Raw genomic sequence first — 23,873 nt, 5'->3', positions numbered from 1 at the left:
GCACCCTCCTATTCCATTTCCTTGCGCGCGTTGCGCACGTTCCAGACCAGGATCGGCGTCACCAGCAGCATGATCACCATGGCCGAGGCCGAGCCCACGCCCCAGTCATTGGCGCGGAACAGCTTGTCGAACATGTAGTTGGCCAAGACCTGTGTCTCCCACTGGCCGTTGGTCATGGCGAACACGATGTCGAACACCTTCAGCACGACGATGGTGATCGTTGTCCACACCACCAGGATCGTGGTCTTGATCTGCGGTACCTTGATCTTGAAGAAAATCTGAAACGGGCTGGCGCCATCCAGAATGGCGGCTTCGACCGTTTCTTCGGGAATGCCACGCAGGGCCGCCGACAGGATCACCATGGCAAAGCCCGTCTGAATCCAGACCAGCACGATCATCAGGAAGAAATTGTTCCAGAACGGAATCGTCAGCCAGGTCTGCGGGTCGGTTCCGCCAAAGAAGATGTACAGGGCATTCAGCATGCCGATCTGGTCCTGCTCGACCGGGCGAGTGTCATAGACAAGCTTCCAGATCACCGATGCGCCCACGAACGAGATCGCCATCGGCATGAAGATCAACGACTTGGCGATATTGCCCCAACGGATGCGGTCGGTCAGCTGGGCGACCAATAGGCCAAACGCTGTCGACAGCGCCGGGACCACGATCAGCCACAGCATGTTGTTGCGCATCGCTTCCCAAAATTTGGGCTCTCCCATCATCTGGGCGTAGTTGTCCAGACCCACCCATTCGTATCCGCCGCCGGGCACCCGGTCGGTCAGAGACAGGCGCAGCGTTTCCACCACAGGATAGGCCAGGTACAGCCCCAGCGCGACCAGAGCGGGGAATAGAAACAACCATGGCCGGACCATGTTTGCCCGATTGATGTTGCGCCCGGCGTTCGGGCCGCGCGGCGGGAACAGAATCTTGTCCAGAAACTGGTTGGACAGATAGAAGTAACCAACGCAGGCGGATACGCCGATGGCGATCGTCAGCAGACCTTGCAATGCGGGATGCATGTCACCCTCCCTGGCGACAATGGGTCGGGCAACCCGAAGGTCGGATTGCCCGGTTTTACGGCTTTACTGGATCGCGTCCCAAGACGCCTGGATCTCGTCGGCCACTTCTTGCGCGGGTTTGCCACCGGCATAGTCGACCATGCCCGTCCAGAACGTGCCTGCGCCAACCGCACCCGGCATCAGGTCGGACCCGTCAAAGCGGAAGGTGGTCGCACCCAGAAGAATGTCGTTCATCTTCTTCAGGGTCGGGTCCGAGAAGGCCGAGGTATCGACACCCTTGTGCGGGGTCAAAAAACCGCTGAGCGCCATCCAGGTCTCATGCGCCTCGGGCGTCTGCAGATAGGCGATCAGGTCATGCGCGGCGGGGCTGTCATTGGTGATCGCCCACAGGGTGCCCGCGCCCAGAACCGGGCTGCCCAGATCCTTGCCTTCATAGGCCGGGAAGTAGAAGAAATCGGCATCTTCGCCCACGACCGTGCCTTCGGGGAAGAAGGCCGGGATGAACGAGGCCTGACGGTGCATGTAGCACTGCGGCGGCGAGCTGAACATGCCTTTGGGGCTGTCGCGGAAATCCGTGGTTGCAACCGCACCGGCCCCACCGGCGACGTAGTCGTCATTGCGGGCGAATGCGCCGAATTCCTCGATCGCGGCCACGACCTTGGGATCGTTGAACTTCAGCTCGTTGGCAACCCACGCGTCATAATCCTCGGGGGATTGGGTGCGCAGCATCATGTCCTCGACCCAGTCGGTCGCAGGCCAGCCAGTTGCGCCACCCGACCCCAGGCCGATGCACCAGGGCGTGCCACCATCTGCGACGATCTGGTCGGTCAGGGCCTTGAGTTCTTCCATCGTGGTCGGGACTTCATATCCCGCGTCCTCGAAATTCTCGGGCACGTACCAGACCAGCGATTTCACATCGACCTTGTAGAAGAAGCCGTAGAGATGATCCTGACCGTCCGGCCCAGCGTAAGTGCCCAGATCGACCCAGGACTGGCCCGCGGCATAGTTGTCCCGGATCCAGTCAGCGGTCCCGTCAGCAAGCGGTGTCAGAAACCCGGCCTTCGCCATGTCGGCAGCAAGACCCGGCTGGGGGAACACGGCGATGTTCGGTGCCGATCCGGCCTCGGCGTCGATGCGGATCTGCTGCTCGAAGCTGTCCGACCCGACATAGGCATATTCATGACCGGTGGCCGCGGCAAAGCCGTCCAGAACCTTTTCGACATTCTCCTGGTCCGGGCCAAGCCACGGGCCGAACACGGTGACCTTTTCGGCCTGCGCCGCGCCCGCCATCAGGGCAAACGTGGCCGCACCTGCCAAAAGCGAGTGTTTCATTGATTTTCCTCCCAACTGTATCCGCGCGTGTGAGACTCAGTTTTCAAAGCGCTTTGAATGTGGCCGTTATCCGCTAACATGTTGGCCCTGTCAATGGCTAGATTTTGGCTTGGGCCGCCTGTGCCCATGTTTTCATAGTATATTGCAGAGAATGGCAAAACAACTTGACGCAAGCGGCAAATCCCCACACAACAGGGCGCACACAAGCATTGAAAGCGTTTTGAAACCGCTATGAACCTCAAGCAGCTCTCTCAGATCCTGGGTCTGTCACAGACGACAGTCAGCCGCGCGCTGAACGGTTACCCAGAGGTGAACGAAGAGACTCGCATGCGGGTTCAGGCGGCGGCGGCCAAACATGGCTATCGACCGAACGCGCGCGCCAAGGGGCTGGCGACGGGTCGGTCGATGGTGATCGGCCACGTGATCCCCATCTCGTCGCGCCACGAGATGGTGAACCCGATCTTCGGCGATTTCGTCGCCGGCGCGGTCAAAAAATATGCCGAGCACGGCTATGACATGATGTTCACCAATGCTGACGACACCTCGATCGAGGACGCCTATCGCAGCCTGTTCCAACGCGGGGCAGTCGACGGCGTAGTGTTGCAGGGCCCCAAAGTGAACGAGCCGCGGATCGAGGTTCTGACCCGCATGCAGGTGCCGTTCATCGTGCATGGCCGGTCGACCAGCGTCAGCGTGCCCTATGACTGGATCGACGTGAACAACAAAAGCTCGTTCCTTCGCGCCACCCGGTTCCTGATCGACCTGGGCCACCGGCGGATCGCGCTGATCAACGGGCTGGAGGACATGGACTTTGCCCAAAGGCGCCGCGACGGGTATCTCGAGGCGCTGAAACAGGCCGGTCTGTCGCCCGACCCGGCTCTGATGCGCAGCGCCGAGATGACCGAAGTCTATGGCCATCACGAAACCCGCGACATGCTGCGGCTGGACGATCCGCCGACCGCGATCCTGACCTCGTCGATGATCTCGGCGATCGGGGTGCGGCGCGCGCTGGACGAGGCCGGGCTGAAAATGGGCCGCGACGTATCGGTGATCGCCCATGACGATGACCTGTCCTATCTGAAGAACGGGCAGGACGTTCCGATCTTTACCGCCACCCGATCTTCGGTACGCCACGCCGGCGAACTGGCCGCCGAGATGCTGATCGAGCGCATCCGCGCACCCCACGATCCGGCCAAGACTAGATTGCTCGAGGCCGAACTGGTAGTCGGCGGCTCGACCGGTCCCGCCCCCAACAGGTTCTGAACATGAAATACACCCGCGCTGATTTCCCCAAAGACTTCCTCTTTGGTGTCGCAACCTCGGCCTATCAGATCGAAGGCCACGCACAGGGCGGCGCCGGCCCGACCCATTGGGACAGTTTCGCGGCCACGCCCGGCAACGTTGTGCGTGCCGAAAACGGCGATCTGGCCTGCGACCACCTGCACCGGTTCGAACAGGATTTCGACCTGATCCGCGAGGCCGGGTTCGACTGCTATCGCTTTTCCACCAGCTGGGCGCGCGTGCTGCCCGAAGGGCGCGGTCCGGTGAACCAGGCCGGGTTGGACTATTATGACCGGCTGGCCGACGCCCTGCTGGAACGCGGCATCCGCCCCTGCGCCACTCTGTATCATTGGGAGCTGCCCTCGGCGCTGGCTGATCTGGGCGGCTGGCGCAACCGCGACATCGCCGACTGGTTCGCCGATTTCACCGAGATCATCATGGGCCGCATCGGCGACCGCATGTACAGCGTCGCCCCGATCAACGAGCCTTGGTGCGTCAGCTGGCTGAGCCATTTCGAAGGCCACCACGCCCCCGGCCTGCGCGACATCCGCGCCACGGCCCGCGCCATGCATCACGTCCTTCTGGCCCACGGCCGCGCGATTCAGGCGATGCGGGGCCTTGGCATGTCGAACCTGGGCGCGGTGTTCAACCTGGAATGGGCCGAACCTGCCGATGACACCCCCGAGGCCCGCGAAGCCGCCGATCTGTACGACGGTATCTACAACCGGTTCTTCCTGGGCGGTGTTTTCAACAAGGCCTACCCCGAGAACGTCCTGCAGGGGCTGCAGGCCCACCTGCCCGACGGGTGGCAGGATGATTTCGACACGATCGGCACGCCGGTCGACTGGTGCGGGCTGAACTACTATACCCGCAAGCTGATCGCGCCCGCCGACACGCCCTGGCCCAGCCTCCAAGAGATCCCCGGCCCCCTGCCCAAGACGCAGATGGGGTGGGAGATCGAGCCAAGCGCGCTGACCCGGTTTCTGACCCGTACGGCCCGGGACTACACGGGCGATCTGCCGATCTATGTCACCGAAAACGGCATGGCCAGCCCCGAGCGGCAGCAGGATGACGACCGAATCGACTATCTGAATCAGCATCTGGCTGCGGTGCAGGACGCGCTGGATCAGGGCGTTCGGGTCAAGGGCTATTTCATCTGGTCGTTGTTGGACAACTACGAATGGGCGCTGGGATTCGAAAAGCGGTTCGGCCTGGTCGATGTCGATTTCGACACGCTGGAACGCCGCCCCAAGGCCTCGTTCCGGGCGATGCAGGCCGCTTTGGCCCAGGGCGATCCGGTCTCGGTTCCGATGGCGCAGCCCAGGGGCGCAATGCACGACCACTGGAACCTGGTGGCCGATATCGGCGGCACCAACACGCGGCTGGGGGTCGTCACCAATGGCACCCTCACCGATCTGCGCAAATCGCCCACCGGCACCCTGCCCGAGTTTCTGGCCGCCCTGCACGACCTGTGCGCCGAGATCGGAACGCCGCCGCGCGCCGTGGTCGCCGCCGGCGCGGGCCCGGTGCGCAATGGCACGATCCGTCTGACCAATGCCAATCTGGACCTGTCCGAGGCTGACATCGCCTCGGCCACCGGCGCGGACCATACCTTTGTCATCAACGACTTCACCGCCGCCGCGTGGTCAGTGGCCGAGATCACCGGCGATGACGTGCAAGCCCTGCAGGGCGACCCGACCCCGCCCAAGGGCACCCGACTGGTGGTCGGCCCCGGCACCGGGCTGGGCGTCGGCGCGCTTTTGTATTCCGAAGGCCACTATCACACCGTCTCGGGCGAGGGCGGCCATGTCGGTCTGTCGCCCCGTACCCGCGACGAGGTGGACGTGTTCGAAGCCGCCCGCCGGATCGCGCCCGAGTGTTTCTTTGGCGACAGCCTGACGCTCGAGGCCGAGATGTTCCTCAGCGGCACGGGCCTGCCGATCCTGTATCGTGCCGTGGGCATGGCCGCAGGCCAGCCCGAAACGCCCGTCCTGCCCGCCAAGGACATCCTGCAGGTCGCACGCGACGGGTCTGATCCGCTCGCCATGCGCGCCGCGCAGATCTTCACCACCCATCTGGGTGCCGTGATGGGCGACATGGCCGTCACCGTGATGCCCACCGGCGGCGTCTTCCTTGTGGGCGGCGTGGCCGAGAAGAACCGCTGGCTGTTCGGCGACGACTTCCTGGCGGCCTTCAACGCCGGAGGCAGGTTCGACGCGCTGCGGCAGGGCTTTGGCGTTTATGTGTCGGAACAGGCCGAATTTGGCATTGTTGGCGCTAACAACTTCTGCAAAAATGCGCTCGCGCGGTAAACTCACCGCCAGATCTTTGCAGAAGGAAGGAGCCGGGACATGATCCTGTGCTGTGGCGAGGCCCTGATCGACATGATCGCGGAGCCGACGGTTTCGGGCGCGCAAGGTTTCGTGCCGCATTCGGGTGGCGCGGTGTTCAACACCGCCATCGCCCTGGGCCGGCTGGGTGCGCCTGCCGGAATGCTGACCGGGTTGTCGCGCGACATGTTCGGCCAGCAACTGGCGCAGGCCCTGAAAGACAGTCATGTGGATGGCTCGCAGGTTGTTCTATCGGACCGTCCGACCACGTTGGCCTTCGTGCAACTGCAGGACGGGCACGCAACCTATTCCTTCGTCGATGAAAACTCGGCCGGGCGGATGCTGCGCCCCGAGGACATGCCGGACCAGCTGACCGCGACCTCGGCGCTGTATTTCGGCGGCATCAGCCTGGCCTGCGAGCCCTGCGCCGATGCCTATGCCGCCCTGCTGGACCGCCACGGCGCCGAGCGCGCAGTGATGATCGACCCCAACATCCGCCCCGGTTTCATCCAGGACCAGACCCGCTATCGCACCCGGCTGAACCGGATGATCGCGCAGGCCGACATCGTCAAGGTCTCGGACGAAGATCTGGACTGGATCGTCCCCGGCCCTGAAACGCTGGAGGAAAAAGTGCCGCTGCTGCTGCAGGCCGGCCCCGCCGTGGTGATCGTCACGCGCGGCAGTCAGGGCGCGGCCGGGTATCTGGCCGATGGCCGCACGGTTTCGGTGCCGGTCACGCCGGTTCAGGTGGTCGATACGGTGGGCGCGGGCGACACGTTCAACGCCGGGGTGTTGGCGCAACTGCACCGCGCCGGGCTGCTGACAAAACAGGCGCTCCGTGCGATCTCGCCCGACGACCTGCGCACCGCGCTGGAGCTGGGCGGCAAGGTCGCCGCCGTCACCGTATCCCGCGCCGGCGCCAACCCGCCCTGGGCGCACGAGCTGTAATTCATCGAAAGCACCGATATGAAACGATCCGAGATCAACCGCATCAAGGCCGAGGCGCAGGCCTTCATCAATTCTTTCGGCTTTGCCCTGCCGCCCTTTGCCGACTGGACGCCCGAGCAGATGCGCAGCCCGCAGGCCGCCGGCATCCGCGCCCGTGGTCTTGGCTGGGACATCACCGATTACGGCCAGGGCGAGTTCGATGAACTGGGCCTGTTCCTGTTCACCCTGCGCAATGGCGACGAAAAGGACCTGAGCGCGGGCCGGGGTATGCTCTATGCCGAGAAGCTGCTGATTTCGCGTGACAAACAGCTGTCGCCGATGCATCGCCACATCGTCAAGGCCGAGGACATCATCAACCGCGGCGGCGGCGATCTGGTGATGGAGATCTACGCCTCGGCCCCCGATGGCAGCATCGACCGCGATACCCCCGTCACCGTACCCAGCGACGCCTGCCCGGTGACCATCCAGCCGGGCGAGCATCTGCGCCTGAAACCGGGCGAAAGCGTCACGCTGATGCCCGGCATCTGGCACGCCTTCTGGGCGGAAAAGGGCGATTGTCTGATCGGCGAAGTCTCGACCGTCAATGACGACCGCACCGATAACGTGTTCGAACAGCCGATCCCGCGCTTTGCCACGATCGAGGAAGACACCGCGCCCGAATTCCTGCTGGTCGCCGATTACTGAGCGCGCGGGGCCGGACCAAACGGCGGGTCCGAGGCCAGTGTCAACGCGACCCGGCCCGGGCTTGCGGCCTGGGCCAGCCGGTCGCGGACGGCCTCGAAGGCTTCGATCGTCACGGGTTCGGCGGGTTTCAGATAGACAAGGTGGAACAGTGCCCGCCCGCTGCGCACCGTCGCCACGTCCAGCACCTGAAACGGGCTGTCGGCACAGATCCGGCGGGCCTGCGCAATGATCTCGGCCCGGGCATCAACCGGCAGCGCCACACCCACGACATCGCGCAGCGCGCCCAGAAATACCTTGATCGGCTGAGGCAGCAGCGCCAGGCACAGCAGCAACACCACCAGCGCATCCGACACCGGAACCAGACCGGCAAGCGGCCCGCCCTCAAGTAGGTTGATCGCAAAAAACGCCGCCCCGGCCCCAAGGCTCAGCACCCCGTCGACCATCGCGGCCCGGGACTCGACCCGCAGCAGATCGCTGGTCTTTCCCGTGCGGCGCCAGTTCCAGCGGTGATAGGCGAACAGCGCCAGGCAGATCGCCGCCATCGACCCGGCATAGATCAGGATCCATTCCAGAACCACCGGCGCGGCTTCGCCCGTCTTGGCATAGACCAGCAGACGGTTCACCGCCGAACCAGCCGCCATCAGGATGATCCCGAACAGCAGCAGGCTGCGGAACATCACGAAGACGGATTCGTCGATCTCGTATCCGAAGGGGCGGTTCTGGTCCGGGGCCCGTCGGATCGAGGCGGCGACCCATCCCGCCACCACAGCCGTTGCGAAATTGAGCCCCGAGAACAGCCCGTCCAGCAACAGCGCATCGGAGTTTGCCAGCAACCCGGCCACAACCCCGGCACCCGCCATGAACAGGCTGGCCCATTTTGCCGCGTTCAGCGACCGGCGTTCAAAAATCAATGTGTCCTGCATCGGTTCAGCTTTTCCGGTTGATGAGGCTGGCGGTCATTTATGTCCGACGGGCCAAGGCGCAAGCCCCGCGCTCATGCCCGTCCGCGTATCATGTCGGCAGCCTTTTCCGCGATCATGATCACGGGCGAGGCGGTATTGCCCGACACGATCTTCGGCATGACCGAGGCATCGACCACCCGCAGCCCCTCCAGACCCCGAACGCGCAATTGTGGATCGACCACCGCGGCGGCGTCGCTGCCCATGCGGCAGGTGCCGACCGGGTGAAAGATCGTGGTGGCGATGTCGCCCACCGCATCCAGCAGACCCTGTTGGTCGTTGATCTCGGGGCCGGGCAGAACCTCTTGCGGGTGATAGGGTGCCAGCGCCCGCGCGGCCATCACCTGCCGGGCCTGCTGCACGGATTTGACCGCCACCTGCCGGTCACGCTCGGCCGAGAGGTAGTTCAACCTGATCTCGGGCTGGGCCGTCGGATCGGGCGTGGTGATGTGGCAGTGCCCCCGGCTTTCGGGCCGCAGATTGCAGACCGAAACGGTGATCGCGGGGAACGGATGCAGCGGATCGCCCAGACGGTCGGTCGACAGTGGCTGTACGTGATATTCCAGATCCGGCGTGGCCAGCATCGGGTCGGATTTGGTGAACATGCCGAACTGGCTGGGCGCCATCGCCATCGGGCCCGACCGGGTCAGGGCGTACTGCGCCGCGATGCGCGCCTTGCCCCACAGGCTGTTGGCCATGGTGTTCAGGGTTTTGGCGTTTTGCACCTTGAACACGGTTCGGATCTGCAGGTGGTCCTGCAGGTTCGCCCCCACGCCCGCGCTTTCATGCTGAACCGCGATTCCGTGCGCCGCCAGCACCTGGGGGTCGCCGATCCCCGACAGTTCCAGCAGCTTGGGCGAGTTGATCGACCCCGCCGCCAGCAGAACTTCGGCCCCGGCCACAGCGCGGTATTCGGTGCCCCCCCGCGCAAAGCGTACGCCGCGCACGGCCTTGCCCTCGAGGATCAGGCCCAGAGTCTCGGCCTCGGTCAGGACCCGCAGGTTGGGCCGCTTCATCGCTGGGCGCAGAAATCCCTTGGCCGTGTTCCAGCGCACGCCGTTCTTCTGGTTGACCTCGAAAAACCCCGAGCCCTCGTTGTTGCCGTCATTGAAATCGGCGCGCGGCTGGATGCCGATCTCGCGCGCGCCGTCCTGAACGGCTTTCAGGATCTCCCAGCTCAGCCGCTGTTTCTGAACCTTCCACTCGCCGCCGGACCTGTGCATTTTGCTGTCGCCGGCGTGGTGATCTTCGGATCTCAGAAAATAGGGCAGCACGTCGTCCCAGCCCCAGCCCGCATTGCCCAGCTGCCGCCAATGGTCATAGTCGGCCGCCTGCCCGCGCATGTAGATCATCCCGTTGACCGAGCTGCACCCGCCCAGCACCTTGCCGCGCGGATAGACCAGCGACCGCCCGTTCAGACCCGGCTCGGGCGCGGTTTTCATCATCCAGTCGGTGCGCGTATTGCCGATGCAGTACAGATACCCCACCGGGATGTGGACCCAATGGTAATTGTCCGACTTGCCCGCCTCAAGCAGCAGAACCCGTGTCCTGGGGTCCTCGGTCAGCCGGTTGGCCAGCACGCAGCCCGCGGTACCCGCGCCTACGATGACATAGTCGTATTCACCCTCAAGCCGGGCGGTTTCAGATGTGGCGGAATTCATTCTCGGTCTGCTCTGTGCATTGTTCCTGATCCTGCAGAGCGCAGCTTAGCAGCTGCTGCGGGCAATGCACGGGTCCGATGTCGCATTCCGCAACAGTATTTCGCAATCCTGCAGGTCGCGCCCCCGGCCGGCGGTCAGACTGGGATCAAAGGAGGCCCAGAATGACCCAGACCGCCACTCGCGTCCGCACCGGAGGCCGCGCCGCCCGCCGCGCCCTGCGCACCGCACCCAGCTTTGACATGTTGCCGGGCCTGACCCGCAACATCCCGCTGTGCGAAGTGATGGACGGATCACAGGTCGAGCGGATCGACGCGGCTTCGATGGATATCCTCGAAAACGTAGGCGTGCAGTTCCGCGACCCGATCGCGCTGGCCGACTGGAAGGCGGCCGGTGCCAAAGTTGACGGCGAGCGGGTGTATCTTGATCGCGGCTTGGTCCGCGACTTGATCGCGATGATCCCCTCGGATTTCACCTATCACGCCCGTGACCCGCACAAGAATGTGCGCCTTGGCGGGCCGCACGCGGTTTTCGTGCCGATGACCGGCGCGCCGTTTCTGCGCGATCTCGACGACGTGCGCCGCAATCCGACGCTGGACGATCTGGCGATGTTTCACAAGCTCAGCCACATGCTGCCCGCGCTGCATTCCAGCGCACATCACATCGTGGAACCCTATGATCACCCGATCAGCCAGCGCCACCTGCGCATCACCTATTCGTCGATGAAGTATTCCGACAAGACCTTCATGGGCATGACCACCTCGCCCAAAAACGCCGAAGACGTGATGGAGATGTGCGCGATCCTGTTCGGCGAGAAGTTAATGGAGGATCACCCGGTCACCACCGGCAACTGCAACGGCAACTCGCCGCTGGTCTGGGACGAGACCATGCTGGGGGCTATGCGCGCCTTCTGCCGCCGCAACCAGCCGGTGCTGTGCTCGCCCTTCGTGCTGGGCGGGGCCAACACGCCGGCCAGCGTGCCGGCAACGGTCGCGCAGCTGAACGCCGAGGCGCTGAGCGCGCTGGCCTATACGCAGGTGATCCAGCGCGGCTGTCCGGCGATCTATGGGCATTACCTGTCGACCGTCAGCATGAAATCCGGCGCGCCGATGGCGGGTACGCCCGAGATCAGCCTGATGAACTTCATGATCGGCCAGATGGCCCGGCACTACGGCGTGCCCTGGCGCAGTTCGAACACGCTGGGCGGGGCCAAGACGTTCGATGCGCAGGCGGGCTACGAATCCGCCACGACGCTGTCGGCGGTGATCCATGCGGGGGCCAACTATATCTGGCATTCGGCGGGCTGGAACGAGGCCGGGATGCATTGCTCGACCGCCAAGTTCGTTGTCGATGCCGAGCAATGCGCCATGGCCTACCGCATGGCCGAGGGCCCCAAATGGCACGATTTCGACGAGGCCGTCGCCGCCGTATCCGATATCGGCCCCGGCGGGCATTACCTAGGCCATCCGCACACGCAGGACAATTTCCAGGAGGCGTTCTTCATGCCCGAACTGTTCGACAACAACTCGATCGAACAATGGGTGGCCGAGGGCGGGGTCGAGATCACCGAGCGCGCCCTGAACCACGCCCGCAAGCTGCTGGCCGAGTATCAAGAGCCCCGAATGGACCCGGCCACCGACGAGGCGCTGCGCGATTACATCGCCCGGCGCGAGCGGGAAATTCCCGCCGCCGACGAATTGAACCAGCACTATTAGGAACACTCCACTTGCCCGCCTGCCTGTCAGGCGGGCCTTTTTCATTCGTCGCGCGCGCGCCATTCCTTCCAGCGCAGCACCATATTGGCACTGATCTCAGACAACGGTCGGGGCGGCAGGCGTTTGGGCCGGTCCTCGGCACCGAAATGATCGCTGATCCCGGACCGCACGCCACAGGCCATCTCGGCCGCGGCGATCCCGGTCAGGGTGCCGCGCGCGGTGCCCAACCCGTTCTGGACGCAGGCGGAATAAACGCCGGTCTCGATCTCGCGGGTGACCGAGACGCCGTTCAGGCTCAGGCACAGATGGCCGGCCCATTCGTACTCCATCGCGATGCCGCGCAGCTGTGGAAAGCGCCGGTCGAACTTGCGCCGCATCACCGCAACTGCGCGCCGCAGGTCCGCTGCCCGCGCCTCCATGCCCGGGCGCAGCACGGCGCAGGTGCGGGTGATGATCCGGTTGCCGCCCTGCCCGGTGTCGATCCGGCGCATGGTGGTGCCCATCGGATCGGACGGGGTCACGCCCCAGCGCGGCTGGCCACCCAGCTGGGCCAGCGCATCGGCCTCCAATTCTCGCGTCATCGCCGCGAACAGATACAGCTGCATCAGCCGGCCACGTTCCACCCCGAAACTTTCCAGGTGACCGTTCACCGACAGGATCAGCCGGCCGGTCGAGACCTGCCCGCGCGCGGTCTGAACGCGCCAGCCCGCCCCGTCGCGCTGGAACCCCGTGACCGCGCCGTGTTCAAAAATCTGCACCCCATCGGCCGCCAACCCCGCCGCCAAACCGCGCACAAAGCCCGCCGGCTGCAGCATGACCGTGCCCGGCGTATACAGCCCCGAGACATAGTGCCCGGACCCGGTAAGTTCCTGCATCTGCTGCCGGTCCAGCATCTCGGACCGCTCGCCGAGGCTGTCCAGATGACGGGCATAGCTTTGGTTGTGCGCATGTCCCGTCGGGCTGGCCGCGCCGTTCACCTTGCCCGCCGGATCGAAATAGTTAGGGTCGATGCCGTATTCTTCAACCGCCGCGCGGGCAAAGGCGATGGCCCGCCGGTTCAGCCCGATCATCGCCCCGTCATCGCCCGCCCCGGCATAGTCGTCCGAGGCTAGGTCATGGGGCAGATCGATCATGAAGCCCGAGTTGCGCGCCGCCGCGCCTTCCGCCACGCGCCCAGCTTCAAGCACCACGATCCGCGCATCGGGCACCAGCTGCCGCAGACGCCGCGCCGCCGACAGCCCGGCAAAACCGGCGCCCACGATGGTGAAATCTGCGGTGATATTGCCCGAAAGCTGCCGCGCGGGAGGTTGCGGGCCCAGCAGGGCATTCCACGCAGCCGGACCGCGCTGCACCGGCAGGCGGCAAGCGGTGAACCGCGTCAATCCACCGCCTCGTCGGCATCATCCGACAGGTCGATCCACAGCGTCTTCAGCTGCGTGTACTGGTCATGCGCGTGCAGCCCGTTGTCCCGCCCGCCAAAACCAGACTGCTTGTAGCCGCCAAACGGGGTCGAGATGTCGCCCTCGCCAAAGCTGTTCACCGTCACGGTCCCGGCCCGGATCGCGCGGGCGCCGCGCAGAGCGCGCTTGGCGTTGGCGGTGAACAGCGATGCGCACAGCCCATATGCCGTGTCATTGGCCATCGCGATGGCCTCGTCGAACCCCGCGACCTCGATCACCGACAGAACGGGCCCAAAGATTTCCTCACGCGCCAGCGGCGCGTCATTGTCGGGCAGCTCGACCACGGTTGCTTCGACGAACCCGTTTTCGGCCTTGCCGCCCAGAAGGACTGACGGCGCCTTGTCCAGATAACCGCAGACCTTGTTGAAATGGTCTTTGCTGACCAGCGCGCCCAGACGGGTTGCAGGGTCCAGCGGGTCGCCCACAGTCCACTGGCGGGCGTGGTGGGCGATGCGCTCCAGCAGGTCAGCCTTGACCGCGCGGTGCACGATCAGGCGCGACGTGGCCGAGCAATTCTCGCCCATGTTCCAGAACGCCCCGTTCACCACATGGGCGGCAACCCGGTCGAGGTTCTCGGCATCCTCCAGCACGATGGCCGGGTTCTTGCCGCCCATCTCCAGCACCACCTCCTTGGCGTTGCTTTCGGCGGCATAGGACAGGAATTTCTTGCCCGTTACGGTCGAGCCGGTGAAGGACACCATGTCGACATCCATATGCCGCCCGATGGGTTCGCCCACCTCGGCGCCGCCACCCGGAACCACGTTCAGAACCCCGCGCGGCAGCCCGGCCTCGGCCGCCAGTTCGGCCAGACGCAGGGCGGTCAGCGGGGTTTCCGTCGCCGGCTTCACAACAACCGAGCACCCGGCCGCCAGCGCCGGGCCGATCTTCCAGGCCAGCATCAGCAGGGGGAAGTTCCACGGCAGCACCAACCCCACCACCCCGATCGGTTCTCGCAGGATCATCGCGATGTGGTGGTCGCTGGCGGGCGCGACCTGGTCATAGATCTTGTCGATCGCCTCGGCATGCCATTTCAGGCAGTGGATCGCCTCGGGCACATCGACGGTTTCGCAGTCATGGATCGTCTTGCCGCTGTCGACGCTCTCCATCACCGCCAGTTCGCGGGCATTGCGGGTCATCAGCTTGGCCAGCCGGATCAACACATCCTTGCGCGCCGACGGGTGCAGGCGCGACCAGCGGCCGTCATCGAAGGACTCGCGCGCCTTTTCCACGGCCAGGTCCACATCGGCGGCGGCGCAGGCCGCGACCTCGGTCAGCTCCGCGCCGGTGGCCGGGTTCACGGTGGGAAACACCGCGCCCGATATCGCCGGGCGATAGCCGCCGTCGATGAAGGCGCCGGTGGGCAGGTCCAGCCCGGCGGCGATGGATGCGTATTCGTCCCGTGTCAGCAAGCCCATGCCTCAGCCCTCCGCCATGATGTCTGCGATCTTGCGTTTCAGCACGCGGGTCACCTGTTCCAGCGCGCGCGTGTCATCCTTGTTCAGCCCCTTCAGAGGCGGCCGCACCGCGCCCGCCGGGATGCCGTTCATCGTGACCCCATGCTTGATGGTCTGGATGAACTTGCCGCCCTGTTCGAGCACCCGCATCAACGGCATCAGCGCCGACATGATCCGGCGGCCCTTGGCGAAATCGCCCTTCAGCACGCAGGTCTCATACAGCGCCACATGCTCGCGCGGCAGAAAATTCGACCCGCCACAGACCCAGAACGGCGCGCCCCAGGCGAAGAATTCCAGCGCCTGATCGTCCATGCCGCAGCCCAGCTGGATATGCGGATAGTCCCGCGCCAGCATGTGTACACGGTTGATGTCGCCCGAGCTTTCCTTGATGCCGCAGAAATTGCGGCTGCGTCCCACACGGTCGAGGAACTCAGCCCCCATCATCGTGCCGGTGCGGTGCGGATAATTGTACAGCATCACCGGCAGATCGGCCGCCTTGTCGATGGCCAGCGCATTAAGGGCGTTTTCCCGGTCGGTCGGCACCGAATAGGGCGGGCTGGCCAGCAGGATGGCATCGGCCCCGATCTGGCGCGCGCCTTGGGCCAACGCGATCGAATCCGGCGTCAACATCGCGCCGGTCCCGACCACCAAAGGCAGCCGACCCTTCAGTCGTTGGTGGGTAAAACGCGCCAGTTCCAGCCTTTCATCGACGGTCTGGGCATAGTTTTCGCCGGTGGATCCGCCCGAGATCAGACCGTGCACGCCATTCTCGACCAGGTATTCGATCACCTCGGCCAAGGCATCCCAATCGACGCTATAATCATCCGCATAGGGCGTCACCACCGGGGTATAGATCCCCTGAAATCTGAACACGGGCGTCATCTCAATCCTCTTGCCGGGCGCGCGTGAAGCTTGCGCCCGACACCAAGGCTAAGAAAAATACAAGATGTGCACAATGTAGATTCCCGACATGAACGGCCCAGGGTCCGACATGTCGAGGAAAATCAGACGACCATGGGTCGCCGTGGACACCGTCAGTCCAGTGCCTGACCTTCCTGCCAGACCCGGAGAAGCCCATGATCGGAGACATGCAGCACATTGGCGCGGGCACCGGCCGCCAAACGGCCAAGATCCGATCTACCGATCAAGTCCGCAGGCAACCGGGTCGCCATGTCGAAAGCAGCTTGCAAAGGCAGTTGCGCAAATGCAACCACGTTGCGAACCGCGTCCAACAGCTCGAGATGCGCACCGGCGAGCGTTCCATCGGCGAGGGTCAACCGGTTGCCGTCGCGCAAGATCTGCCGTCCGTTCAGCAGGAAGCTGTCGATATCCGATCCGGCGGTCGCCATCGCGTCGCTGACAAGGAAGACACTACCCGGCCCATTTTTTGCCCGGATGGCATTGCGCACTGAAACCGGGTGGACGTGAATTCCATCAGCGATCAGGCCCGCAGACAGCTCGCCAAGCGCCAGCGCCGCGCCTACGACGCCGGGCTCTCGGTTACCCATCTGGCTCTGAGCATTGAACAAATGTGTGACGCAACGCGCCCCGGCCTGAGCCGCTTTCTGACAGGTTTCAAAACTCGCATCCGTATGGCCCAGCGAGACGACGATCCCCGCTTGGGTCATGGCGTGTATCTGATCATCCGTCACGCTTTCCGGCGCCACCGTAACCTTGAGAATCGGCAACCGCGCGACTGTATCCAGCAACAAATCCAGATCAGCCTGCGCCATCGGTCGGATCAGGGCAGCATCATGTGCGCCCTTGCGGGCTTGGGACAGGTGCGGGCCTTCCAGATGAAGCCCGACAATGCCGGCAATACCTTCGTTCACCGCGGCAATCGTGGCCGCGATGGCCCGCCGCGTGACCCCAGGCGTATCCGTGATCAGCGTTGGCAAGATCGACGTTGCTCCGATACGCGCATGTGCCCGCGACATGGTGCGGAGCGTTTCCAGATCGGGGGCGTTGTTCAGCATTGCCCCGCCGCCGCCATTCACCTGCAGATCGACGAAGCCCGGAACCAGCAGGCCACCGTCCAGCCGCGACACCCTCGCTGTGCCAGGAATATCCGAGACAAGCGTCACGCCCTCGATACGCCCTTCCGCGAACAGAAGGGCATGATCCTGCAGGATACCTGCAGGGGTCAGAATGTCCGCGCCCGCCAGAGCCTGCAGTTCGCTGGTCATACGGTTTCCGTCACCTTGTTCAGATGCCGCGGTGCGTCCGGGTCGATCCCGCGCGAAGCGGCAAAGGCCTCGACCATCGCGTAGAAGGAGACGATCAGGCTCAGCGGGTCGGTCAGAGCATGCCCCGTGCGGACATGCGGAATGCGCGTCGCGGCAGTAACCCTGTCCGTGGTTGCAAAGACACGGGCACCCTTGGCGCTGATTGCGTCGGCCACCTCCGCCAACGCAGGCTCCGCCGCATCTGCCGCTGCAAAGCTGAGTACCGGAAAACCGTCCTCGACGATGGACACCGGCCCGTGCAGAACCTCGGCCGAGGAATAGCTTTCAGCGTGCAGCTGGCAGGTCTCCTTGAATTTCAGCGCAGCTTCGTTCGATACGGCCAGTGCCTGACCTCGGCCAAGCGTGAACAGCGACGGGTGAGCACCGATAGCGTCACGCACTTCGGGCCAATCGATCCGGGCCGCCTGATCCAGCTGCTCGGGCAGGTCGCGCAACGCCGCCAGCAGCGCCGCATCCTGCCCCCACTCTGCCAACAGCCACAAGCCGGCCACCGCCGATGTGACGAAGGTCTTGGTTGCCGCAACACTCAGTTCGGGGCCCGCCTGTATGTCTATGGCGTGATCGCTGACTTCGGCCAACGGTGAAGCCGCGTCGTTGGTCAACGCTACTGTCAATGCGCCGTCGCGTCGGGCATTGCGGGCCATGGCCACGATGTCGGGGCTTTTGCCGGATTGCGACACCGACAGGCACATCGCCTGGCGCATGCGCAGAACCGAGTCGTAGATCGATCCGATCGACGGCCCGACCGAGGCCACCGGCACACCCAACAGGATTTCCGAGGCGTATTTGAGATAGGTGCAGACGTGATCGGAAGACCCGCGTGCGACCGTCACGACAAATGTCGGGTCCAGTTCGCGGGCAACCGAGGCGACCGCCTCAATATCTGCCTGACCCCGGCTCAGAAGCCGCTCTACGGCCACGGGGATTTCATCAATTTCCCGGCGCATCCGGGTGATCTGCTGTTGCATGATGTGTCCTAGCTGTTGGCCAACCGCAACTCGGCGACAAAATCATAGGCGTCGCCGCGATAGATCGACCGAGTGAATTCAACGACCCGCCGGTTGGACAGGTATGATGTTCGAACGATGCGCAGCCCGGCCGCACCGGGTTCGACCCCCAGCAAGCCTGCGTCGGCGCTGTCCAGATTGATCGCCGATATCCGCTGCAGCGCCCGTACGGGCCGGTTTCCATCCCGCTCCAAGACTTCGTACAACGAGGCTTCGACCTCCTGCGGGCGCGGCAGAATGTCGATTGGCAGCGAGGCCCGTTCGATCGCCATGGGCCGATCGTTGGCCATACGCAGGCGCGAGATGCGCGCGACCGCTTCGCCCGAGGACAGGGCCAGCGCCATCACCTCCTCGGGCGACGGAGTGTGAACACCGCGCTCAAGCCACTCGCTTGTGGATTCAAGACCGCGTCGGTTCATGTCCTCGGTGAACGAGGTCAGCCGTGACAGGGATTGCTCGACCCGAGGCGTTCCGTCGGCCACAAAACTGCCCGAGCCCTGGCGCTGAATGACGATTCCCCGATCTACCAGATCCTGCATCGCCCGGCGCACGGTGACGCGGGAAAGGCCCGTAAGGTTTGCGATCTCGCGTTCGGCCGGGAGCGGTGCACTTTCCGCCAGCAGACCATTCTCGATGCCCTCTTCGATCCGCTTGCGCAGCCGAACGTACCGAGGCCCCACGGCCTGCTGCATCCAGTCACCGGTCCTGAGGAAGGTTTCGATCGTTTCGGCGGTCATGCTGCCCCCAATCTGGCGCGCTCGGCCAGCTGTGCGGCGAGCTGCAGCGCCCCGTCAAGGGCGGTGCCCGCCGGTTCGATCACCGCGCTCTGCACCTCGGCGGAAAGATAGGCGATGTAATGCGATGCCACACCGCCCACTGCACAGACCGGCTCGGCATCATCGCGACCAAGGGCCTGAAGCCCTGCAGCGACATAGTCGGCGCCCTCGCGCATCAGGGCCACGGCCACCACATCGCCTTTTTGAGCCGCCGCAATGATTTCGGGCGCGAAGTCTGCGATTTCGGCCGGCCGCGCCTGCCCCGCAAATCGCACGATCTGCATCGGGTCATCGTCAAAACGTCTGCGTATGGACCGCGTCAGCGCGCTGTCGGGGATTATTCCGTCCGCTGCAAGCAACACCCGCCGCAGCAACTGCTTTCCCAGCCAATATCCGGACGCATCATCACCGATGAGCGCCCCGTAACCGCCAAGCAACCGGATTTCGCCATCACTTTGCCGGGCCAGGAACGATCCTGTGCCGATCCCGATCAAACATCCATCGACCGGACCCAACGCCCCAACCACGGCCGAGCGACGGTCATCCTCGACTTGCACAATGCGCGATGGCAGGTGCCGTGCGATTTCAGCACCGGTGTCCGCGTCGGTCACGCCAGCCAGCCCTGCGTAGATCGGAATCCCGGTCAAAGCCGCTTCGGGCATCGCAGCACGCTCGGCCAGAGCCCGCAGCCCGGCATTCAGCGTTGAGATAGCCGCCGCACGATCGGAATAGACATTGGCGCTTCCCAGAATCAGATCATGCCGCCCGGTGGGGCCGACCATGGCAAACCGGCAGCGTGTACCGCCACCGTCAATTGCTATGAGATATTGGAGGGACTCATCCATATAGATACCTTTACGATACCTTTTGTCTGAAAAAAAGACCTCTTGTGTGCCGAGATCGTGATTTTTCATGCTTATCGGTCGATATTTCGCGATTTAAAACGAATGGTAGACAAAAGGTATTATATAGGTATTATCTTCGATGCCAAAGGGGAATCACATGACGCCGCACATGCTGCCGCAAACCGAAATGCTGCGCGACGAATCCGAGGGACTGGACCTGCGCCCGGACGCCGAAGTTCTGCGCCTGCTGCTGGATGCGCAGAAAGCCGCACTGAACGGGCTGGATGCATGCCTTCAGGATATCTCAAGAGGTGCGGCATTGATGGCAGAAACCATCCGCACCGGGGGGCGGCTCTATTATGCCGCCGCCGGGTCGTCCGGGCTGATGGGCTTGGCCGATGGGGCGGAGATACCGGGGACATTCGGCCTGTCTCCAGAGTCGATCGCCATCTGCATGGCCGGCGGCATACCGACCGGGGCAGAGATGCCGGGTCACACCGAAGATGACACCCGAACTGCCGAAATCGCAGCCGCCGACCTCCTCCCCACGGACACGGTGATCGCGATATCCGCCAGCGGCACCACGCCTTACCCGTTGACCTTTGCCGGAATTGCAAGGTCCCGCGGCGCCAAAACCATCTGCATTGCCAACAACGCCGACGCTTTGCTGTTCGAGCACGCCGATTGCGCAATTTGCCTGAACACCCCGCCCGAAGTCATTGCCGGATCGACCCGACTGGGCGCCGCAACCGCGCAAAAGGCGGCGCTCAACATGCTCTCGACCCTCATGGGTGTCAGGTTGGGCCATGTGCATGACGGCATGATGGTCAACGTGGTGGCCGACAATGCCAAGCTGCGTCAGCGCGCAGAAGGAATCATCCGGAACATAACCGGCGCCACGCCTCAGCACGCCGCTGATGCCCTGGATCGTGCCGAAGGCAACCTGAAGCTTGCCGTACTTTTGGCCGCCGGTGCCGCAACACCGGCGCAGGCCAGTGAACTGCTGACGGCATCGGGCGGCCATCTGCGCCCTGCGTTGGACCAGATTTGAACCAAGAAGAAGACCAAAAGGGAGAATACATCATGAGAACAACCACACTGACCGCCGTGCTGCTGGCGTCATCGGCCCTGGCCGGTGCGGCAATGGCCGAAACCACGCTGACCATCGAAAGCTGGCGCAACGACGACCTGGCCCTGTGGCAGGAAAAGATCATCCCGGCCTTTGAGGCCAAGCATCCCGACATCAAGATCAAGTTCACCCCATCGGCCCCGGCGGAGTACAATGCCGCCCTGAACGCCAAGCTGGATGCCGGTTCGGCCGGAGACCTGATCACCTGCCGCCCCTTCGACACCTCACTTGGCCTGTACGAGGCGGGCAAGCTGGCCGATCTTTCGGACCTTGAAGGCATGGCGAACTTCTCGGACGTCGCCAAATCGGCGTGGCAGACCGATGACGGCTCGGCCACCTTCTGCGTGCCGATGGCCTCGGTGATCCATGGGTTCATCTACAACAAGGACGCGTTCGACGAGTTGGGCCTGTCGGTTCCGGAAACCGAAGCCGAGTTCTTTGCTGTTCTGGACAAGATCAAGGAAGACGGCACCTATATCCCCATGGCCATGGGCACCAATGACCAGTGGGAAGCGGCCACCATGGGTTACAACAACATCGGGCCGAACTATTGGAAGGGCGAAGAAGGTCGCCTCGCCCTGATCGAAGGTTCTCAGAAACTGACGGACGAGCCGTGGGTCGCCCCCTACCGCCAGCTGGCCAAATGGGGTGCCTATCTGGGCGACGGGTTCGAAGCGCAGACCTATCCCGACAGCCAGAACCTGTTCACGCTGGGCCGCGCCGCCATCTATCCGGCCGGCAGCTGGGAGATCAGCGGCTTCAACAACCTGGCCGATTTCGAGATGGGCGCTTTCAAGCCGCCAGTCCAGAATGCCGGGGACGAGTGCTATATCTCGGATCACACCGACATCGCCATTGGTCTGAACGCGGCGTCGCCCAACGCCGATGCGGCACGCACCTTCCTGAACTGGGTCGGGTCCGAGGAATTCGCGCAGATCTATGCAAACGCCCTGCCCGGCTTCTTCTCTCTCTCCAGCTTCGATGTGGCGATGGAGGACCCATTGGCACAGGAATTCGTCAGCTGGCGGAACGAGTGCAACTCGACCATCCGGTCCACCTATCAGATCCTGTCGCGTGGAACGCCCAACCTTGAGAACGAGACCTGGAACGCATCGGCTCAGGTGATCAAGGGTGAGGAATCGCCAGAGGACGCCGGCAAGCGCCTGCAGGACGGGTTGGCCAGCTGGTACGCCCCGCACCAGTAACCCGTCTATCGTGACACAATCGGCTCTGGCCAGGCGGCCAGAGCCACCCTGAGCTTTCGAGGAACAACATGGGCAATCGCCGGATCAAATGGCACATCGTGGTGTTTCTGGCACCCGCAGTGCTGGTCTACTCGGCCGTCATGGTCTTTCCGCTGTTCAACACGCTGCGGCTGGCACTGTACACCGAGGTCGATCAGGCCCGTGTTTTCGTAGGCCTGGACAACTTCCGCACCCTGTTCGGCGACCCGATTTGGTCGGATGCGTTCTGGAACGCACTGGGCAACAATTTCTGGTTCTTCTTCATTCACATGCTGGTGCAGAATCCGATCGGGATCGCACTGGCGGCAATCCTCAGCCACCCACGCCTGCGCTTTGCTGCGTTTTATCGATCGGCCATCTTCATCCCGACGATCCTGTCCTTCGTGATCGTTGGCTTCGCCTGGAAGCTGATCCTGTCGCCGATCTGGGGCATCGCCCCGATATGCTGGCCGCGGTGGGACTCAAATCTCTGTTCGCGCCTTGGCTCGGCAAAGAAGAATACGCGCTGACCACGCTGGCCCTGATTTCGGTCTGGCAGTTCGTGGGCATTCCGATGATGTTGATCTATGCCGCCCTGCTGTCGATCCCCGAAGAGATCCTCGAGGCTGCCGAAGTCGAAGGCGTCACCGGCATGTCCGCCTTCTGGAAGATCAAGCTGCCGCTGATCCTGCCTTCTATCGGCATCATCTCGATCCTGACATTTGTCGGCAATTTCAATGCGTTCGATCTGATCTACGCATCCCAGGGCGCTCTGGCGGGGCCGGATTTCTCGACCGACATCCTTGGCACGTTCATGTACCGGACCTTCTTCGGGTTCCAATTGCAACTCGGTGATCCGCACATGGGATCGGCCATCGCAACGGGCATGTTCGCCATCATCCTGACAGGGGTCTGCATCTATCTGTTCCTGATCCAGACCCGCATCCGCCGGTATCAGTTCTGAGGGGCCCGAAGAGCATGAACAAAGCCCGCAGAAACCCCTTCAACATCGCTGCCATGCATGGCGCGCTGATCCTCTATACGCTGATCGCCCTGTTTCCGGTCTTCGTGATCGTGATCAACAGCTTCAAGTCGCGCAAGGCGATCTTCCGTGAACCGCTGGCCCTGCCCGATGCCGACTCGTTCTCGATGATCGGATACCAGACGGTGATGAAACAGGGCGACTTCTTCCTGTATTTCCAGAATTCGATGATTGTCACCGTCGTGTCGCTGTTCCTGATCCTGCTGTTCGGCGCAATGGCGGCTTTTGCGCTCAGCGAATACCGGTTCAAGGGCAACACGCTGATGGGCCTGTACCTTGCATTGGGTATCATGATTCCGATCCGCATCGGCACGGTTGCGATCCTGGACATGATGGTGGCGACCGGGCTGGTCAACACGCTGATGGCGCTGATCCTCGTCTACACCGCACAGGGCCTGCCGCTGGCCGTATTCATCCTGTCCGAGTTCATGCGCCAAGTCAGCGACGACCTCAAGAATGCAGGCCGCATCGACGGGCTGAGCGAATACACCATCTTCTTCCGCCTTGTTCTGCCGCTGGTGCGTCCGGCGATGGCGACCGTGGCGGTGTTCAACATGATCCCGATCTGGAACGACCTGTGGTTCCCGCTGATCCTGGCCCCGGCCGAAGAGACCAAGACCCTGACCCTCGGTAGCCAGGTCTTCATCGGTCAGTTCGTCACCGACTGGAACGCGGTGCTTTCGGCACTCAGCATGGCGATCCTGCCGGTCATGGTTCTGTATGTCATCTTCTCGCGGCAACTGATCCGCGGGATCACTTCGGGGCGGT

General features: G+C 63.5%; 18 protein-coding genes and 2 pseudogenes. 9 read left to right on the top strand and 11 right to left on the bottom strand.

The features are described 5' to 3' along the window. Window positions 1-8: 8 nt before the first annotated feature. Window positions 9-1,016 carry a carbohydrate ABC transporter permease gene (locus tag ACR3EL_RS17650; protein ID WP_093963164.1) on the bottom strand — a complete coding sequence of 336 codons (1,008 nt, stop codon included), beginning with the start codon at window positions 1,014-1,016 and terminating at the stop codon, window positions 9-11. A gap of 63 nt (window positions 1,017-1,079) precedes the next feature. After that, on the bottom strand, window positions 1,080-2,348 hold the full coding sequence (locus ACR3EL_RS17645; RefSeq protein ID WP_093963165.1) for an ABC transporter substrate-binding protein: 1,269 nt from the start codon (window positions 2,346-2,348) through the stop codon (window positions 1,080-1,082). 231 nt (window positions 2,349-2,579) lie between these two features. Between ACR3EL_RS17645 and ACR3EL_RS17640 the strand changes: the two genes are divergently transcribed. The 4 genes from ACR3EL_RS17640 to ACR3EL_RS17625 are packed head-to-tail and all read left to right on the top strand — an operon-like array spanning window position 2,580 to window position 7,591. Beyond that, window positions 2,580-3,611 carry a LacI family DNA-binding transcriptional regulator gene (locus tag ACR3EL_RS17640; protein ID WP_170341820.1) on the top strand — a complete coding sequence of 344 codons (1,032 nt, stop codon included), beginning with the start codon at window positions 2,580-2,582 and terminating at the stop codon, window positions 3,609-3,611. Between the two features lie 2 nt (window positions 3,612-3,613). Beyond that, the gene (locus ACR3EL_RS17635; protein WP_480722487.1) at window positions 3,614-5,941 is read left to right on the top strand and encodes a GH1 family beta-glucosidase; all 2,328 of its coding nucleotides are present in this window, start codon (window positions 3,614-3,616) and stop codon (window positions 5,939-5,941) included. Window positions 5,942-5,980: 39 nt separating this feature from the next. Continuing rightward, window positions 5,981-6,907 carry a carbohydrate kinase family protein gene (locus ACR3EL_RS17630; protein WP_480722486.1) on the top strand — a complete coding sequence of 309 codons (927 nt, stop codon included), beginning with the start codon at window positions 5,981-5,983 and terminating at the stop codon, window positions 6,905-6,907. 18 nt (window positions 6,908-6,925) lie between these two features. Beyond that, complete coding sequence (locus tag ACR3EL_RS17625; RefSeq protein ID WP_170341814.1) at window positions 6,926-7,591, top strand: D-lyxose/D-mannose family sugar isomerase; 666 nt, start codon at window positions 6,926-6,928, stop codon at window positions 7,589-7,591. On the opposite strand, the gene ACR3EL_RS17620 is transcribed toward ACR3EL_RS17625, so the two are convergent. Continuing rightward, window positions 7,585-8,514, bottom strand: coding sequence for a cation efflux transmembrane domain-containing protein (locus tag ACR3EL_RS17620; protein ID WP_170369430.1), 930 nt, complete (start codon window positions 8,512-8,514; stop codon window positions 7,585-7,587). The genes ACR3EL_RS17625 and ACR3EL_RS17620 overlap by 7 nt on opposite strands. A gap of 71 nt (window positions 8,515-8,585) precedes the next feature. After that, window positions 8,586-10,211 carry a GMC family oxidoreductase gene (locus ACR3EL_RS17615; RefSeq protein ID WP_480722485.1) on the bottom strand — a complete coding sequence of 542 codons (1,626 nt, stop codon included), beginning with the start codon at window positions 10,209-10,211 and terminating at the stop codon, window positions 8,586-8,588. Window positions 10,212-10,372: 161 nt separating this feature from the next. Here ACR3EL_RS17615 and ACR3EL_RS17610 point away from each other — a divergent pair, with 161 nt between their 5' ends. Further along, window positions 10,373-11,923: a trimethylamine methyltransferase family protein gene (locus tag ACR3EL_RS17610; RefSeq protein ID WP_480722484.1), complete on the top strand. Its 1,551-nt coding sequence runs from the start codon at window positions 10,373-10,375 to the stop codon at window positions 11,921-11,923. Window positions 11,924-11,964: 41 nt separating this feature from the next. Here the strand turns inward: ACR3EL_RS17610 and ACR3EL_RS17605 are convergent, their stop codons facing one another. The 7 genes from ACR3EL_RS17605 to ACR3EL_RS17575 all read right to left on the bottom strand — a co-directional run bounded on the left by ACR3EL_RS17605 (window position 11,965) and on the right by ACR3EL_RS17575 (window position 19,711). Further along, window positions 11,965-13,305 (bottom strand): NAD(P)/FAD-dependent oxidoreductase, encoded by a 1,341-nt coding sequence (locus ACR3EL_RS17605; RefSeq protein WP_480722483.1) that lies wholly within the window; start codon window positions 13,303-13,305, stop codon window positions 11,965-11,967. Continuing rightward, window positions 13,302-14,798, bottom strand: a complete 1,497-nt coding sequence (locus tag ACR3EL_RS17600; RefSeq protein ID WP_480722482.1) for an aldehyde dehydrogenase — start codon at window positions 14,796-14,798, stop codon at window positions 13,302-13,304. Before ACR3EL_RS17600 ends, ACR3EL_RS17605 begins: the two co-directional genes overlap by 4 nt. A 3-nt stretch (window positions 14,799-14,801) precedes the next feature. Next, window positions 14,802-15,719, bottom strand: a complete 918-nt coding sequence (locus tag ACR3EL_RS17595) for a dihydrodipicolinate synthase family protein (protein WP_170391617.1) — start codon at window positions 15,717-15,719, stop codon at window positions 14,802-14,804. A gap of 152 nt (window positions 15,720-15,871) precedes the next feature. Continuing rightward, window positions 15,872-17,023 carry an N-acetylglucosamine-6-phosphate deacetylase gene (nagA, locus tag ACR3EL_RS17590; protein WP_480722481.1) on the bottom strand — a complete coding sequence of 384 codons (1,152 nt, stop codon included), beginning with the start codon at window positions 17,021-17,023 and terminating at the stop codon, window positions 15,872-15,874. Then, on the bottom strand, window positions 17,020-18,051 hold the full coding sequence (locus ACR3EL_RS17585) for an SIS domain-containing protein (protein ID WP_170421532.1): 1,032 nt from the start codon (window positions 18,049-18,051) through the stop codon (window positions 17,020-17,022). Before ACR3EL_RS17585 ends, nagA begins: the two co-directional genes overlap by 4 nt. An 8-nt stretch (window positions 18,052-18,059) precedes the next feature. After that, window positions 18,060-18,827 carry a GntR family transcriptional regulator gene (locus ACR3EL_RS17580; RefSeq protein WP_480722480.1) on the bottom strand — a complete coding sequence of 256 codons (768 nt, stop codon included), beginning with the start codon at window positions 18,825-18,827 and terminating at the stop codon, window positions 18,060-18,062. Further along, window positions 18,824-19,711 (bottom strand): glucosamine kinase nucleotide-binding domain-containing protein, encoded by an 888-nt coding sequence (locus ACR3EL_RS17575; protein ID WP_480722479.1) that lies wholly within the window; start codon window positions 19,709-19,711, stop codon window positions 18,824-18,826. Before ACR3EL_RS17575 ends, ACR3EL_RS17580 begins: the two co-directional genes overlap by 4 nt. Before the next feature lie 157 nt (window positions 19,712-19,868). On the opposite strand from ACR3EL_RS17575, the gene ACR3EL_RS17570 reads away from it, so the two are divergent. From ACR3EL_RS17570 to ACR3EL_RS17555, 4 genes and pseudogenes are all read left to right on the top strand, one after another. Beyond that, window positions 19,869-20,762, top strand: a complete 894-nt coding sequence (locus ACR3EL_RS17570) for an N-acetylmuramic acid 6-phosphate etherase (RefSeq protein WP_254432959.1) — start codon at window positions 19,869-19,871, stop codon at window positions 20,760-20,762. Window positions 20,763-20,794: 32 nt separating this feature from the next. Then, window positions 20,795-22,045, top strand: coding sequence for an ABC transporter substrate-binding protein (locus ACR3EL_RS17565; RefSeq protein ID WP_170341178.1), 1,251 nt, complete (start codon window positions 20,795-20,797; stop codon window positions 22,043-22,045). A gap of 68 nt (window positions 22,046-22,113) precedes the next feature. Then, window positions 22,114-23,027: pseudogene (locus tag ACR3EL_RS17560) on the top strand (carbohydrate ABC transporter permease). 14 nt (window positions 23,028-23,041) lie between these two features. Further along, window positions 23,042-23,869: pseudogene (locus ACR3EL_RS17555) on the top strand (carbohydrate ABC transporter permease); the annotation flags it as partial. Window positions 23,870-23,873: the final 4 nt, after the last annotated feature.

The sequence above is a fragment of the Ruegeria sp. BJ3 genome, from assembly GCF_056535665.1.
This window is presented reverse-complemented; position numbering and strand designations above follow the sequence as displayed.